13 protein-coding genes are annotated in these 16467 nt (G+C 47.1%); 8 read left to right on the top strand and 5 right to left on the bottom strand.

The genetic code is table 11. The annotated features are described in order from the left end of the window. Positions 1 to 10 precede the first annotated feature (10 nt). Genes CRO74_RS00300 through CRO74_RS00285 form a run of 4 tightly spaced genes read right to left on the bottom strand, consistent with a single transcriptional unit; the run spans position 11 to position 3354 of the window. Positions 11 to 772: a class I SAM-dependent DNA methyltransferase gene (locus tag CRO74_RS00300; RefSeq protein ID WP_097124018.1), complete on the bottom strand. Its 762-nt coding sequence runs from the start codon at positions 770 to 772 to the stop codon at positions 11 to 13. Positions 773 to 832: 60 nt separating this feature from the next. Continuing rightward, positions 833 to 1771 carry a glycosyltransferase family 2 protein gene (locus tag CRO74_RS00295; protein ID WP_097125954.1) on the bottom strand — a complete coding sequence of 313 codons (939 nt, stop codon included), beginning with the start codon at positions 1769 to 1771 and terminating at the stop codon, positions 833 to 835. A gap of 54 nt (positions 1772 to 1825) precedes the next feature. Next, positions 1826 to 2950 (bottom strand): DegT/DnrJ/EryC1/StrS family aminotransferase, encoded by a 1125-nt coding sequence (locus CRO74_RS00290; protein ID WP_097124017.1) that lies wholly within the window; start codon positions 2948 to 2950, stop codon positions 1826 to 1828. Beyond that, on the bottom strand, positions 2947 to 3354 hold the full coding sequence (locus CRO74_RS00285; protein ID WP_097124016.1) for a sugar 3,4-ketoisomerase: 408 nt from the start codon (positions 3352 to 3354) through the stop codon (positions 2947 to 2949). The genes CRO74_RS00290 and CRO74_RS00285 overlap by 4 nt, the downstream gene beginning before the upstream one ends. A 180-nt stretch (positions 3355 to 3534) precedes the next feature. On the opposite strand from CRO74_RS00285, the gene CRO74_RS00280 reads away from it, so the two are divergent. The 8 genes from CRO74_RS00280 to CRO74_RS00245 all read left to right on the top strand — a co-directional run bounded on the left by CRO74_RS00280 (position 3535) and on the right by CRO74_RS00245 (position 13513). After that, on the top strand, positions 3535 to 4179 hold the full coding sequence (locus tag CRO74_RS00280; protein WP_097124015.1) for a DUF1684 domain-containing protein: 645 nt from the start codon (positions 3535 to 3537) through the stop codon (positions 4177 to 4179). 103 nt (positions 4180 to 4282) lie between these two features. After that, entirely contained in the window at positions 4283 to 6727 is a 2445-nt protein-coding gene (gene pheT, locus CRO74_RS00275; RefSeq protein WP_097124014.1) for a phenylalanine--tRNA ligase subunit beta, read from the top strand. 81 nt (positions 6728 to 6808) lie between these two features. Then, a complete protein-coding gene (locus tag CRO74_RS00270; RefSeq protein WP_097124013.1) occupies positions 6809 to 7147 on the top strand; it encodes a hypothetical protein in 339 nt (112 codons plus the stop codon). A 47-nt stretch (positions 7148 to 7194) separates the two neighbouring features. Then, positions 7195 to 7482 carry a cell division protein ZapA gene (locus tag CRO74_RS00265; RefSeq protein ID WP_097124012.1) on the top strand — a complete coding sequence of 96 codons (288 nt, stop codon included), beginning with the start codon at positions 7195 to 7197 and terminating at the stop codon, positions 7480 to 7482. 103 nt (positions 7483 to 7585) lie between these two features. Continuing rightward, positions 7586 to 9196 (top strand): ribonuclease Y, encoded by a 1611-nt coding sequence (rny, locus tag CRO74_RS00260; RefSeq protein ID WP_097124011.1) that lies wholly within the window; start codon positions 7586 to 7588, stop codon positions 9194 to 9196. Positions 9197 to 9318: 122 nt separating this feature from the next. Then, the gene (locus tag CRO74_RS00255) at positions 9319 to 9984 is read left to right on the top strand and encodes a DUF4230 domain-containing protein (RefSeq protein WP_097125953.1); all 666 of its coding nucleotides are present in this window, start codon (positions 9319 to 9321) and stop codon (positions 9982 to 9984) included. 56 nt (positions 9985 to 10040) lie between these two features. Then, positions 10041 to 12062 carry a M1 family aminopeptidase gene (locus CRO74_RS00250; RefSeq protein WP_097124010.1) on the top strand — a complete coding sequence of 674 codons (2022 nt, stop codon included), beginning with the start codon at positions 10041 to 10043 and terminating at the stop codon, positions 12060 to 12062. A 239-nt stretch (positions 12063 to 12301) separates the two neighbouring features. Beyond that, the gene (locus CRO74_RS00245; RefSeq protein WP_097124009.1) at positions 12302 to 13513 is read left to right on the top strand and encodes a glycosyltransferase family 1 protein; all 1212 of its coding nucleotides are present in this window, start codon (positions 12302 to 12304) and stop codon (positions 13511 to 13513) included. Positions 13514 to 13587: 74 nt separating this feature from the next. Here CRO74_RS00245 and CRO74_RS00240 read toward each other — a convergent pair whose 3' ends face one another. Then, positions 13588 to 15264: an NFACT RNA binding domain-containing protein gene (locus CRO74_RS00240; RefSeq protein ID WP_097124008.1), complete on the bottom strand. Its 1677-nt coding sequence runs from the start codon at positions 15262 to 15264 to the stop codon at positions 13588 to 13590. Positions 15265 to 16467 lie beyond the last annotated feature (1203 nt).

The raw sequence follows: 16467 nt of genomic DNA, 5'->3' as shown, positions 1-16467 counted from the left end.
GGCCACTTGCTCATTTACCACACACCATAAACAGCGAACTGCCAAAGGGGGTTCGTGTCAGTAGTTTTTGCTCAGCCCGAACAATGCCGAGCAGCATTTTATTTAGCCATGGACTCGGTAAATAAACATCCGACATAGCCTCTGCGGGTGTATGCCAACCCAGCTTTAATTGAAGCTGCTGCCATTGCCTGACCAGGACTATCGGCAGTGAAAGCACAAAGCTCCAATAGGTAGATGATTGTCGTTTCAATCCGCATGGAGGGAGTAACCGCTCGAAATCACTCAACACAAATCGCCGGACAATACCAACCGCTAAGTCATGCTCTCCCCGAAAAGCCCTGAAAGCGTTATTATTGCTGATCAGGATGCCCCCCGGTTTTAACCGATTGGCTAATGCCGCTATCAGTGGCAGTAAGTCAGCATCCAAAAAATAGCAGAACACATCGTTACAAACGATGACATCGTAGGTGACCGTGGGCTCGAAATCAGCTAAGTCGTTCAGATTAACGAAGGAGACAGGAAGCTCCCGATCATGACAGCACGCAACGGCATCGGTAGACCCATCAATACCTCGTAAACGGGTGTAGCCCATCTGCCGCAGAAATAGCAGCAGTCCACCGGTACCGCAACCAGCGTCCAGAATAGACATATCACGTTTTTTGCCAAACTGACGCAGAAGTGCATCTGCCACCCGTTCATGTAAATGGCGGTACCACCACAATTGGCCTTCCAGCCTGAACATTTTTTCGTATTCTTCCGAACGACCAATCATGTTTGAAGAGAACGTGTGTAGAGGTTTATCGTGGGGAATCTGGCAATAACGCTGGCCCGGCTATTGCTGCACGACCTGCTCCTTTCGCGGGCTTCCATGCTTGATAACATAGGGCGGCAAGCCGCTGTGGGCCATAAATAATTTGCCAAGGTACTCACCCAATACGCCCAGAAAAAGCAATTGAATACCTAAACCGGTCAGAATTGCCCAGGTAACGATTATCCAGCCAGCGAGTTCAACCTTGTTCGTTAGCCAGCCCATGATCAGAACCAGACCGCCCAATAAACCCAGACTCATCAGAGCGGCACCCAAAACCGTAAACATACGGATTGGCCAAAGTGAGTACCCGATAAACACGTTCATAAACAGGGAGATGAGTTTACGAGCCGTGTAATTCGAACGCCCTTCTACCCTGGCATTGTGCGCTACCTCAACGCTCCCGACTGTAGATGTTATTCGAAAGATCAGTCCATCGATGTATGGGTAAGGCCCTTTGTAGCGGCAAATTTCATCCACTACTTCGCGACGGATAACCTTAAAACTCGACAGGTACAAATCCCTGGGCTTACCAATGGAGTAAGTGGTGAGCGTGTTGACGATCCGGCTACCCACGTTTCGAAACCAGTGATGTTGTTTTCGTGCGTACCGGCTATAGACCACGTCGTATTGCCCGCTCTCAGCAGCCTCAACAAGCGCCAGGATAGCCTCAGGAGGATTCTGAAAATCGTCGTCAATAATGGCCACGTACTGCCCCACCGTATGATTCAAACCACATAGTACCGCATTGAACTCACCAAAATTACGACGAAGGGAAAGCGCCGTCACATTATCGTACCGATTCTCCAATTGCTGACACACCAGTTCCGAACGATCGGCGCTTCCATCGTTAACCAGAATAATTTCAAACGCCAGTTCAGACAACCACCGCTGCAGCCGTTCTGTGAGCGGGGCAATGGTACGCTCGCTGTTATAAACGGGGATGACGACGGATAAGAACATGAAAACGAAGAAGTGAAAGGGCAAAAGAGCAAAGCATACGGTTTTTACGGTGGTTCAGACCTTTGTTCTCTTACTCATTAAGTTAATTGTCTCAATTATAAAGTCTGCCTCATGATCCGTCAGCGCCGGATTTAGGGGTAAGCTCAGACTGTTCCGGTGCAACTGCTCGGCAATTGGCAGGGAAAGATGAGCGAATGCCGCATACGCCTGCTGATGATGGGGTGGAATGGGGTAGTGAATATCCGTTCCAATACCCTGTTCCAACAGATACGTTCGGAGCTCGTCGCGCCGGGGATGCTGAATAACGAACAAGTGCCAGGCATCGAGTTCAAGCTGGTCGGCCGGTGGTAATACAACATCCGGGTTCCGGATACCGGTAAGGTACCGTTTTGCCAGTACTTTTCGGCGGTCATTTGTTTCGGGCAACGCAGGCAATTTAGCCGATAGCACGGCCGCCTGAATTTCATCCAAACGACTATTGAATCCCAGGTAGTCGTTTATGTACTTGTGGCCCGATCCATAATTCCGCAGGGCACGTAAACGCTCGGCGAGCGCACCGTCATTTGTTGTAATAGCTCCGGCATCGCCCAGCGCACCCAGGTTTTTGGTTGGATAAAAACTCCAGCCTGCCGCATCGCCCAGATTACCCGCCTTCCGATGGGGCATATTTAACTGACTTCCTGCATAAGTAGCCCCATGCGCTTGAGCGGCATCTTCAAGAACATTGAGGTTATATCTTCGTGCCAGTTTATTAATAGCCTCCATATCGCAGCAACGTCCATACAGATGTACAACCAGGATAGCCCTGGTATTATCTGTAATAGCCGCTTCTATACGGAGGGGGTCGAGTAAGTACGTGTGTGGATCAGGTTCAACAAAAACGGGTGTTAATCCCGCATGGGTAATACTAAGTACCGAAGCAATATAAGCGTTAGACGCAACGATAACCTCGCTTTTGGCCGGAAACGCCCAGGCATTCAGTATCAGTGTTAACGCTTCCAGACCATTGGCAACGCCTACACAATGCGTTGTCTGGCAATAGGCTGCAAACTCGTTTTCAAACGTTTCAACCTCCTTCCCCAGCACATACCAGCCTGATTCTGAAACCCGCTTTATGGCCGACTTAATGGCTTGTGAATAAGGCGCATTAATCTGTCTTAAATCTAAAAATGGGATCATTCCGAATCGGCCATCAATAAACCAGGAGCCATTTGGCTGTTCGGATAAGGTTCATAAATGTAATCGTCTTTATCGTACAATTTATTCGACACCACCAGCAGAATAGCATCTTCGGAGAACTCATCCATGCTATGCCAGTCTTTAGGTTCCAGAACCAGACACTGGCGGGGAGTTTCCAATCGAATTACCTCTTCCTGCCTCCCATCATTATTATAAACCCGGCAACTGCCTCGTAAACAAATGAGCGCATTCCAGGTCTGGTGATGTCGATGACCCGCACGGCTACCATTTCCAGTTTCATAGATATAGAAGACACGCTGGATAACACCTGGGATAATCTTTTCAAAAACGGTTAAGTTTCCGGTGTCGGATTCGTAAGTTGTCAGTTCGTAAAGTTTGGCCATCCGCGAAACTGGTTTGACTAATGAAGTACCTGATTTATATTGGCGGGTTTAAAATTATTAAAAACTTATTAAAGCATAAGCAACAATTAACCATTTAAGTACAAATACCTACAAATCTCGGTAAAATTAAACTATTATAAACTCTATGCCCGTTTTAAACCCCTTATCGTCCATTAACTCATGATAAAAAACAAATTTTTCATAACCGGATTATTTCTGCTCAGCCTGATCGTTCTCTACTATACCTTCTTCGACGGTGGCAATATAACCTCGTCTAGTGGGGTAGATGCCGTGATTGACCCGGCCGCGTATCGGCAGCAGATGGACACCAAACGTACTGAAAAAGACAAGTTTATGCAGACCAGTACGGAGTCGCCATTCACGAATAAGTCATCCTTTAAGGGACTCACCTACTTTGCTGCCGACCCGTCTTACCGGGTTACAGCTCGGCTCGAACCGTTCGCCGATAAAACTCAGAAACTGGTCGTTGGTATGAGCGATGGAAGTGAAGAAGTATACGAAAAGTTCGCTCACGCGGTTTTCAGCCTGAATGGCGAAGCACATCGGCTTCTAATTGTAAAGATGGAAAATACCTACTCCATTCTCTTTCGGGACGCTACGTCAGGTAAAGAAACGTACGGAGGAGGGCGCTACCTGGAACTTGACCCTGCTACCCTTACCGATACCCGCACCATATTGGATTTTAATACCGCTTACAACCCGTACTGTGCTTATAACCCAGGGTATGCCTGCCCGTTACCACCAACCGAAAACACGCTTAAGATAGCCATAAGAGCGGGCGAAAAATACATACCCCATGACTAACCGGCGTACGGCCCATTAGTTTTTTGGCATCAATTACCTGAATGAGCAAGTAGCCAATCAACCAAATGGCTAACTTTGCATTAATTATCTGCTTTGCCGCTGTATGGAAGTTTCCTATAAATGGTTACAAGAGTTTATTGAATTACCTGAGTCACCCGAAGAAGTTGGTAAATTATTAACCGCTACGGGACTTGAAGTTGAAGGAATAGAAAAAATAGATGCCGTACCCGGTGGACTGGCTGGCGTAGTTATTGGGGAGGTGCTAACCTGTGCGAAACATCCCGATGCCGATAAGCTGAGCCTCACTACGGTTGACGTAGGTGCCGAACAGCCATTACCCATCGTTTGTGGTGCGCCCAACGTAGCGGCTGGTCAGAAAGTGGTCGTGGCACTTGTAGGAGCTACGCTTCACCCGAGTTCCGGCGAACCCTTTCAGATTAAGAAAGCCAAAATTCGGGGCGCAGCGTCCGAAGGAATGATTTGCGCTGAAGACGAAATTGGGTTGGGAACATCGCACGCGGGCATCATTGTGCTGGATCCGAACGGTCCGGTCTCCCAGCTTCCAAACGGGACGCCCGCAGCCCGTTATTTCAACCTCGAATCCGATTATCAGATTGCAATTGGCCTCACACCCAACCGCATCGATGCCGCTTCGCACTACGGAACAGCCCGCGATTTGAAAGCCGTGCTAAAACGACCCCTTCGTCTGCCCGTCGTAGATGCCTTTGCCGTGGCCAATACAGACCTGACGCTCGATGTTCGTGTGGAGGATACGACAGCCTGCCCGCGTTATACCGGAGTTACGTTAAGTGGCCTAACGGTTGGCGAATCGCCCGACTGGCTGAAACAACGGTTGCTGAGTATTGGGCTGAACCCCATCAATAACATCGTCGACGTAACTAACTACGTTTGTCACGACCTCGGTCAGCCACTTCATGCCTTTGATGCCGATAAAATTGCCGGCCGACAGGTTATCGTCAAAACGTTACCGGAGGGTACGCCCTTTGTAACTCTGGATGGCGTGGAACGGAAATTAACCGCTACCGACCTGATGATCTGCGATGCTGAAAAGCCGATGTGTATTGCCGGTGTTTTTGGTGGTCAGTACTCGGGAGTATCGGCTCAAACGACCAGCATCTTTTTGGAATCCGCTTATTTCTCGCCAACGTCTGTCCGTAAAACGGCTCAGCATCATGGGTTAAAAACGGATGCGTCGTTCCGGTTCGAGCGTGGCATCGACCCGAACATTACGGTCTTCGCCCTGAAACGAGCTGCCCTGCTCATTCAGCAAGTGGCCGGTGGAGTGGTCAGCTCGGAGGTTACGGATCTTTATCCCGCCCCCATCGAGCCATTCCAGGTACCGGTTCGCTACCGAAACATAGACCGGCTCATTGGAATCAAAATCGACCATCCCGAAATTCATCGGATTCTCGAAGCGCTGGATATTCAGGCTGAAGAAAAGACAGCCGAGGGCTTCCTCGCCATTGTCCCCCCCTACCGCGTCGACGTAACGCGGGAGGCCGATGTCATTGAGGAAATCCTCCGAATCTACGGCCTGGACAACGTCCCCCTTTCGGTAAATCTTGCCGCTGACTCCCTGTCTGAATTCCCGAAAACAGACCCTGACCAGTGGCAAAGTCGGGTTGGACAGTTAATGGCTGCCAATGGTTTCTACGAAATCCTGACCCTGTCACTAACCCGCCCAGCGTACAATGATGCCATTCGGTCGTCGTTACCGGGTGAGGACGTCACGTTGCTTAACCCACTCAGTGAGGAGTTGTCCGTTATGCGGCAAACACTGCTGTTCTCGGCACTCGAAACGTTGCTGTACAATCTGAACCGGAGACAAAAAGACCTGAAAACATTCGAATTCGGCAAGGTTTATCATAAAGTAAAACTTGAGGATTCGACCACCAAGTACGTGGAGCGGATGCGGATGAGCCTGGCTATTATTGGCAACCAACAGCCCGAAAGCTGGCTTCAGAAAAGTCAGCCGGTAGCATTTCATGATCTGGCAACGGCTGTTCAGCGGGTGCTGAATCTGTTCCGGGTCAAAGCTTACGACACCCAGCCAGCCGACCCTACCCTTTTCCAGTATGGCCTGACGTATGTTGTCAATAAAAAACCACTGGTAAGTTTAGGGCTGGTAAACCCGAAACTGACGAAGTTAGTTGACCTGAAGCAGCCCGTATTTTACGCCGACTTCGACTGGCAGGCCTTACTCAAACTAGCGAGCCCCAAAGTACGCTACGAGGAGGTGTCCAGGTTCCCGGAGGTTCGACGTGACTTATCGCTGGTGCTTGACAAAGCTGTTTCGTTCGAGCAGATCAGCAAGCTGGCCCGTCAGACCGAACGAAAATTATTACGGTCGCTGAATGTGTTTGATGTGTATGAAGGAGAAAATCTGGGAGCCGATAAAAAGGCATATTCCGTCAGCTTCATGCTACAGGATACAGCCCAGACCCTTACGGATGTAACAATCGATAAGACTATGCAACGGCTCATGACTGCCTTTGAGCAGGAGTTGGGGGCGGTAATTAGAAAATAATGAGTGAATGCCTGAATGAGTGAATAGAGCAGTCCAACTATTTAGTCATTCAGACATTCACTCAATCACTCATTAAAAACTGTGGTTAGCGAACATCAAATTATTGCACTGGTTGAGCGCTTTGAGCACAAACTCAAAAAGCTTAGGGAGGGTTATGGTGATGCGCAGAAGCAGATTGAACAGTTGGAACTGGAGAACGCAACCCTCCAGGAAAGCTTACGAGAACAACAGGATCTGGTCAGGCAACTGCGGAAAAAACCTGTTAATTCGGAAAAAAATACACCAAAGTCGAAAGATGTTGGTATAATTGTAAAAGACAATCTGTCTGAGACAGATACGAATGCTGAATTAAAACGACAACTCGACGAGTATATCCGGGAACTGGAACGGTGCATTGCTCATTTGAGTAGTTTGTCATAAACCCAAATTGGCTCCGGGGTAACGACCTATCTGAGCCGACTGCAGCGATGGAAGAACTGCCAATTCGCGTAAAAATTGCCGACCGATTCTACAAATTAGCCGTAGAACCGGATTCGGAAGCTATTGTACGCGAAGCCGCCAAGCTGATTCAGGAAGAACTGAAGCAATATCGGGAAAAAGGGCTGAGTGATACGCAGGAAGCCCTGGCAATGATAGCCTTCGACTGCTTGGTTACCAAGCTCAGAGGAGAAAGACAAATGCAGCGATTACAACAAATGGTGTTTGACAAAATAACTCAATTAGACCAGGTTATCACGCCGGTCGTGACGACATAAACAACGGCGGGATTCCATCCCACAATACCCAGAGTAAGCGTTCAGGGCACTCGTATCGCAGCAGGTTGATGGTTTATTTGTTCAATCCTAACGATATAGTCCAATGGACATTCCAATTTGGTTAACGATTCTTGCCGCCCTTGCAGGGGGTGGCATTGGCATATTAATTGGCCGCCAAACGATGGCGGGCGTTCGCGCAAAGCATGAAAAAGATGCAGAAGAAAAGGCAGCGGCTATTTTGAAAAATGCTGAATTACAGGCCGAAACGATAAAAAAAGATCGGATACTGGAAGCGAAAGAAAAATACCTGAAGCTGAAAACCGAATTCGAAGAAACAACGAATCAGAAACGAAATCTACTTCTCCAGAACGAAACAAAACTCAAGCAGCGCGAACAGCAACTCGCTCAGCAGGCCGACCAGCAGCGCACCCGGGAAGGTGAACTGAACCAGCAGCGTAATGAACTTGGTCAGCAAAAAAATACGCTCGCTCAGCAGATCGAAGCCCTTAACAAACGCCGGGAAGACGTTGACCGTCGGCAACAGGAAGCCGACCGGATGCTGGCCGACCAGGTGGCACAGCTTGAAAAAATTGCGGGTCTCTCCGCCGAACAAGCGCGTGAGCAACTCGTAGAAAACCTGAAAGCCGAGGCCGAAAGTCGGGCCTCTTCTTACATCAAAAATATTATTGAAGAAGCCAAACTGACCGCTACCAAAGAAGCGAAAAAGGTGGTTATCGAAACCATTCAGCGGACGGCTACCGAGCATGCTATCGAGAACTGCGTATCAGTCTTCAACATAGAGTCGGATGATGTGAAGGGTAAAGTTATCGGCCGGGAAGGACGTAACATCCGTGCCCTGGAAGCCGCTACCGGCGTTGAGATTATCGTTGACGATACGCCCGAAGCCATCATCATTTCGGGTTTCGATCCGGTTCGACGTGAAATTGCCCGGCTCTCCCTGCACCGACTCGTACAGGATGGCCGTATTCACCCCGCCCGGATTGAAGAGATTGTTGCAAAAACCCGCAAAAATATTGAAGACGAAATTGTTGAGATCGGTGAGCGTACCGTTATCGACCTCGGCATTCATGGCCTTCACCCGGAACTGATCAAGATGGTTGGTCGGATGCGTTTCCGGTCAAGTTATGGGCAGAATCTGCTCCAGCACTCCCGCGAAGTAGCCAAACTATGCGCTACTATGGCGGCCGAACTGGGACTGAATGCCAAGCTGGCCAAGCGGGCCGGACTGCTACACGACATTGGTAAAGTGTGGCCCGAAGAAGCCGAACTGCCCCACGCCATCCTGGGCATGGAACTTGCCAAGAAGTACAAAGAGAACCCCGAAGTTATCAATGCCATCGGTGCTCACCACGACGAGATCGAGATGACGAGCATGATTTCGCCAATTGTTCAAGTTTGTGATGCCGTATCGGGCTCACGGCCGGGTGCCCGTCGGGAAATGATGGAATCGTACATCAAACGGCTCAAGGAACTCGAAGAACTGGCGGGGAATTTCCCTGGAGTAACCAAGTGCTACGCCATTCAGGCCGGTCGCGAACTGCGGATCATGGTTGATGCCGATCATGTTTCCGATGAACGTGCGGGTATCTTATCGTACGAAATCTCGCAAAAAATAGAGAAAGAAATGCAGTATCCCGGCCAGATTAAAGTGACGGTTATTCGGGAAATGCGGGCAGTAGCTTACGCCAAGTAAGTTTTTGAATAGGAACGCTGATCGAACGGATTATACGGATTTAAACAGATTTTTATCAGTTTTATCCGCCCAATCCGTTCGATCAGCGTTCCTATCATTTTATACACATGAACCTGAACCAAATGGATTTTCTGACTACCCTTTTGCTGTTACTCGTCGGTGCAGGCGGTGGCGTGGCTCTGGCCAACGCCTTGCGTAAACGTACTGGCATTACCAACGTGCGGCATGACTCGGTCATTCTGCTGGAACGGATCGAGAAAGTGTTTAAGGTCGTGATGGCGGAAGGGTACTTCTCGGAAATTTATAATTACCAGGATCAGAAAAAGATTTTATACCTGCTCAATGACCCCAAGAAGGCAATGGTCATTGCCCGTTCTAAAGTACTGGTTGGCTTCGACTTTGCCAAGGTACGGTTCCGGGCGCCGGACAATGGTGAACAAAAGTTGATCATCGACTCATTTCCCGAGCCCGAAGTACTCTCTATTGATACCGATTACAAGTTTTACGACATACAAGCCGGTATTCTTAATCACTTCAGTGGTGATGATTATACGCAGATTCTGGACGAAGCCAAACAAGCCATGAACGAGCGGGCCATGCAAAGTGATTTGCCCAAAATTGCCAATAATCAGATTCAGTACATGATGTACCAGTTGGCGAGTTCAATGGGGTGGCAGCTTCAGTTACCCGAAGCCGATCAGCAAAAGCTGGAAGCACTCAAAGCTCAGGCAGAAGACCAGGCACAAGCGATAAAACGGTTGAACGTGGGCAATCAGTCCGAAAACTAATCGTTTTCTAACGGACTGATTATCTTTTTGGTTAACTAAGAAATTACTCATCCGTTATGCGAATTGGCTACCTGCTTCTACTTTTCCTCCCCTGTTTTGCCCGTGCTCAGGGTAATGCCGACGGAAGTCTTTTCTGCCAGATGGGAAAGGTTCGTTATTTTGGTCAGTTGGCGGCCAACCCAAAGGCAAGACTGGCGTATCCGGGCGATGCGTCTATTGATGTAACATATTATGGCCTCGACTTACGGCTTACCACATCACCAAACACCCTGCGGGCCGCTACGACGGTAACGCTTAAAAGTACGGTGGCCACCCTTAGCAGTTTTTACCTCGACCTGAACTCAACTACGGCAACAACCGGTGAGGGCCTTCGGGTCGATTCCGTAAAAGCGGGTAATCAGAAGTTAGTTTTTCAGCATGCTCAAAATAGACTGACCATCACTCCTTCGCAGCCACTCGCAACCGGACAGGCATTCACCTTTACCGTGTTTTATCAGGGCATTCCAAACGGTGCAGCTAAAGGCAGTTTCAAATTTGACAAGCATGAAAGTACGGACGATCCGGTGATCTGGAGTTTGAGCGAGCCTTACGGTGCTTCGGACTGGTTCCCCTGCCGGGATACCCCCGCCGATAAAGCCGACTCCTCGTCGGTACGGATTACCGCCCCGGGCCGACTCGTATCCGTTTCGAATGGTACGCTCGTCAGCACAACGACAAATACCGACAGCACCCGTACGTATTTCTGGCGTAACAGTTACCCTATTGCCCAATACCTGATTTCGATAGCCGTCTCCAATTACAGCGAATACAATACGCCTTTCACGTATGGTAGCCAGACCATGCCCGTCGTGCATTACATTTATCCAGAAAACCTGGCTCAAGTGCAGGCAAACCTCGACAGAACACCGGACATGATTCGGTTGTTCTCAAACCGGTTTGGGGCTTATCCCTTTTTGCGCGAAAAATACGGTCATGCTCAGTTTGCGCGAAACAACGGCGGCATGGAACACCAGACCATCTCGTCCATGGGTATATCATCATTAACACCCAACGTCATTGCCCATGAACTGGGTCATCAGTGGTTCGGCGATAAAATTACCTGCCGCGACTGGCAAAATATCTGGCTTAATGAAGGGTTTGCTTCGTATACTGAAGCCATTTACACCGAATCGGTAAGTGGGCAGACTGGCTACCAGAATTATATGAACAGCTTCATGAGCAGTGCCCGGACCGCCAGGGGCTCCATTTATGTACAGGACATTTCTAACTTCAATACTATTTTCAGCAGTTCGAGAAGTTACGCCAAAGGAGCTTCCGTTTTGCATATGTTGCGGGGCGTTTTAGGCGACAGTGCCTTTTTCCGCACCATGCGCACGTACGCCGAATCGCCAACGCTCGCCTACAAAACAGCAGTAACCGAAGACTTTCAAGCCGTGGCCGAGCAAGTTTCCGGTCGTTCGCTGGATTACTTCTTTAAAGAATGGATTTATGGCGAAGGATATCCGACGTATAAAGCAACGGTATCGCCGGGGAGTACGGATAAAACCGTAACTGTACGACTGGAACAGCGTAATGCCGTTGCAACGAATCCAGCTTCTTTTACAATGCCCGTACAGCTCCAGATCAAATCAGCTACGGGCGATACAACCGTAATGGTCGTCAATGATCGGGCCGACCAAACGTTTACCCTGCCCGTTAAAGGGGCCGTATCCGGACTAATCATCGACCCCTCGAACTGGATTCTGAAAACCGTTGAAAGTGTTTCGATCTCTTCCTCAGCTACTCCCTCTACGTCTGTTGTAACGGCCACTGATGAGCCCCAACCAGGCAGCTTCCGGATATATCCAAACCCAACATCAGAAACACTGCTGGTTGATTTTACTTTGCCATCTCGCGGAGCCGCTACCATTTCGCTCCTAAACTTACTGGGACAACGGGTTCAGATACTAACCGAACCAATGCTCCTGGCTGGCAAGCATACAAAGACAATATCCCTTCGCGGCTTACCAACTGGGCGGTATACAATAATCCTTGAAACACCGGATGGACGACAAAACCGGGTAGTTTTGATCAACTGATTTGAACGGCTACCTGTTCGGACAGAATGATGATAAAGACAGAAAGTCGATGACAATCTACCCAAGTTTCAGCCGCATTTTGAGATGAATAAAAAGCGTTGATACAAGCTGGAACCGCTTCCTCAATTAAATGAAATGAGGATTAACATTTCATGGCTGGTTTGGTTTGTTAATTAGGCATCTATGGGCTGGTCAATTGATGAACAGACTATTTAACTCAATACCCTACACGAGCAAACATGACAGTATCATCCTCAACGAACGATTTGGCAAATAGCGCCACCCTATCTGTCCAGTCAACTAAATCTACAACTGTTACTAATTCTACCTTAGGTTCTGCCGGTCAGGTTATCCCTGATCTTATTTGCTTCTCGCACTTACGCTGGAACTTCGTTTACCAACGGCCTCAGCACTTACTAAGTCGGGCGGCAAAAAACTACCGGGTCTGGTTTCTGGAAGAACCCATGTGGAGTGATACGCTGCACATGAGTGTAAGTAAGCAAACAGATCGAATAACGGTTTTGGTACCGCATTTGCCGCATGGCACAAGTCCTGAAGAAGCCATTCGTCTACAACGCCAATTGCTTGACGAATTCATTGCCCGCGAAACCATTCGTTCGTTTGTTGCCTGGTATTATACACCCATGGCGATGCTATTTAGCGACCATCTACAGCCTAGCCTGACGGTTTACGACTGCATGGATGAGTTATCTGCATTCTGGGGTGCTCCTCCGCAGCTGTTGCAGAAGGAAAAACAACTGATGCAGCAGGCAGACGTTGTCTTCACCGGTGGCTACAGTTTGTACGAAGCCAAACAAAACCGACACCCACATGTGTTTGCGTTTCCAAGTAGTATTGACTTTACCCATTTTTCATCAGCCCGTAAACCACAACCCGATCCTGTCGATCAACGTCAGTTAGCAACTCCCCGAATTGGCTTCAGTGGCGTTATCGACGAACGATTTGACTATAAGTTGATGGGGGAATTGGCCGAACGTCGTCCGGATTGGCAGTTTGTGCTCCTTGGTCCTATCGTTAAAATAGACCCGGCGCTTCTTCCTCATCAGCCAAATGTTCATTATCTGGGCATGAAGTCCTATAAAGATCTACCAATGTATTTCAGCAACTGGAATGTAGCCATGCTGCCCTTTGCCCTAAATGAGTCAACACGGTTCATCAGCCCAACAAAAACGCCTGAGTATTTAGCTGCGGGTTTGCCGGTTGTCTCGACGCCTATCCGGGATGTCATACGAACTTATGGCAGTAAAGAGCTGGTTGAAATTGCCGACAATGCCGAAGCTTTTGAAAAGTCAATCGAGCGTATGCTGGCTAAAAAATCATCTAACTGGCAAACGGTCGACTCGTTTCTGAAAGAGAACTCATGGGATCACACCTGGAACGAAATGAATCGACTTATGATGGCCCAGCTAAGTGTGGTAGTGGATCAATAAAGAAGTTGTAAAGTGGTAAGTGGCTGGGGTGCGAGTAATACTCGTGCGTCAACCACTTACCACTTTACAACTTGCTAGTCTCCTTTTGGCACAACCAGGACAACATCTTCTTTCTCAACTATAACCTGCCCTTCAGCTAAACCTTTTGGCTTACGAACGAACTTTTTGGGGGTTACTATAACAGGGCATAAGCTTTCCATTCGGCGTTTGGAATACCAGGCGGCTAACTCTGCGGCCCGTTCAATAACTCGTTTGGGAAACGCTTTACCAGCCTGATATTTAATGATCACATGTGAACCGGAAACGTCACGTGCGTGAAGCCATAGGTCATCCTTATACGAATAGCGCTGAGTAAGGAGGTCATTATTTTTTGCGTTCCGGCCAATCAGTATTCGGAATGACTCAAACACAACTTCTTTAAAAAGCGAGGCAGTCTCACCCGCACTGGCATAGTTAGCTTCGGTAAGCAAACTGTGCTGTTTAATGTATCGTCGAAGGTCTTTTAAGGTCTTTATACCCTCCAAATCGATCTTTTGCTGATCAATACGAACCATTTCGGCTTCCCGAGCTGCTATCTGATCCGCAAAATGCTGCTCTTCGAGCTTTTCATTTTTAGCTTTCCGATAATAGTTTTCTGCATTCTTCTGCGGAGTTAAATCAGGCTTAAGTTTAATGACCAGCGGTTGATCCCGATAAAAGTCGTATAGGGTTACACGTTCCGGCGATTTTAGACTGGGGGTTGATGGAATCTCGTGTAAGTTAGCCATCAAAATATGTCCTTTCTCTTCATGGCTGGCTCCTTCCTCTTTCGATATTAAGCGCTGCATGGATATGTCAATCTGCGACTCAGCCCGTTTTCGACGTTTTTCGAGCAATTTTAGCAAGTTTGCTTTTTCATGCTCAAATACGGTCAGCCCATTAAAGGAAGTATAGAACCGGTTGGCTGCTTCTATGGGATCGGTAAACTCACGTTGGGACACATCGGCGGTGAGGTCACCAAACGGCAGTAAGCTAAGTGTCGGCTTATGTTCCAGCCTAATCAGGTAGTAATGAGGATGGGTAAGTTGGCGCAAAGCCTCCTGAATGACAGGCCATTTCCAGGGACCTTCCGACGAGATAGACAGTTTTTTTTCCTGTTCGTCAATCCACTTGTTTACTACTTTACCAAATGTTGGGAAGAGCTTTCTATGCTCGAAGTTAGCCCGTTCAAAAGCGGCATACGACTGGTCGATGGGTCGGTCAAAGCCATCTAGTAGAAGTTGAGCGTCGGTTGCCAACTGGCGGTTAAACAGATCAACTACCTCATTACCATGGAATGCCAGCAGATTGGGCCGGTTGCCAAAAAACTTAAAGACCAACGTACTGTCGCCTTCCAGTTCAATTGCCAGACAGCGCTCGTTTAGAAACGTTCGTACCCCCACAACGGCCCTCTCCTGACCAGGCTCACCAACGATAGATTCGAACAGATCTACGCTGTTTGTACGAGCGCGCTGTACACTTTCCGGAAAGAACAACCCGGAGAAATCAGGGCGAAGACTCGCCTTGATGTAAAAAGGCTTGTAGTAATTTATTTTTCCTTTAGCCTGAGCAAATACAAGAACTACCTCATCTCGGTCTTGACTAAAACACGCCATAAATCGAAGACCAGTGGTTGATTCTTCGGTATTGGTATCTGGAGCCGGAGTGCGCGATAAAAGGTGTCTTTCAAGAGCGGGGCCAAGTTGCTTGAGGAAGTAGTAATTGGTATGCATGAGTACCCAGAAAGATAAGCAAAATAGCTGAGACAGCCGACGTTTATATCTGCGTGGCGGACTTTATAATGGAATTAAAGTGGACCTAATCAAAAAATATTTAGCTTCTTTATAAGAAAATAGACTATAAGTATATACTCTTCTTTGGCTATTACGTTTACCTTACATTAGAATAAATGAATTTTTTATCATTAAAGTTAAATTATACCAAATAGACGTGCGATTTTAACCCATCCTGAATAGATGGTACTCGGGCAAACGATACACATTAGCTATAATTTCTAACCACGTTGCTTAGTAATAAATTTTTGTTTATCTTCTTAAAATACTAAAAAAGTCTGAGTAGCAGATGAAGTCAAAAAAAATAGCTTTCTGCATATAATCTTAACATGGAATTTATCCATAAATAAGCACATTGAAATCAATTTCATCTTAATGGATTCTGATCAGAAATAATATGTTTTTTAGTGAATTTAATTATAATTCATAAGTAATTACAACTAGTCATTATACTCAAACTACTCATCGAGCTGTACCCATTCAGGATAAACGTACAGTAAAATATGCAAAAATTAAAATTAGAATTTAGCTTGGCAAAGCAAATCAGAATCTTTAAAATGAAAGCATCATGAACTTTTACCTAACCTTTATAACTTCCCGGATATTTTATCTCCCAAGACTTCCACTGATCTGTGTTAGATGTCCTCCAGAACTCTACACAAGGCACTTTTCTTTATCCATAGCCATAGGGTAGAGTAAGTAATGATTACCAGATAACAGAGTCATGTTGCCTGCTAATGACAACTTTAGCTATCAAAAACAAGATGATGTCCTACTATATATCTCTCCAAGTGATGAGCGATAATGCAGTCATTTATCTTTTATTTAAAAATGAGCAAACAATAAATTAGTATAATTTTATAACTAAATAATACCAGCGCAAGAATTGAGTTGTTACGGGTAAGCAAACTTTAAAAAAATAATACTTTTCATTACCATAAGTAGAAGAACTCAACAGTAAATACCTGCAAAACTGTTCCTATAACTACTTAATCACTTTTGTATAAGTACTTAAGTAGTTAACAAATAATTTTTTAATTCCTATTAAACATTAAAATAAATAAATATAAACAATTCAATAAAGCAAGATATCGAAGATCAAACAACAGATTGTCCAGTAGCAAGTTAGCAAAAATGCATATA

The sequence above is a fragment of the Spirosoma fluviale genome, assembly GCF_900230225.1.
Taxonomy (GTDB): Bacteria; Bacteroidota; Bacteroidia; order Cytophagales; family Spirosomataceae; genus Spirosoma; species Spirosoma fluviale.
This window is presented reverse-complemented; position numbering and strand designations above follow the sequence as displayed.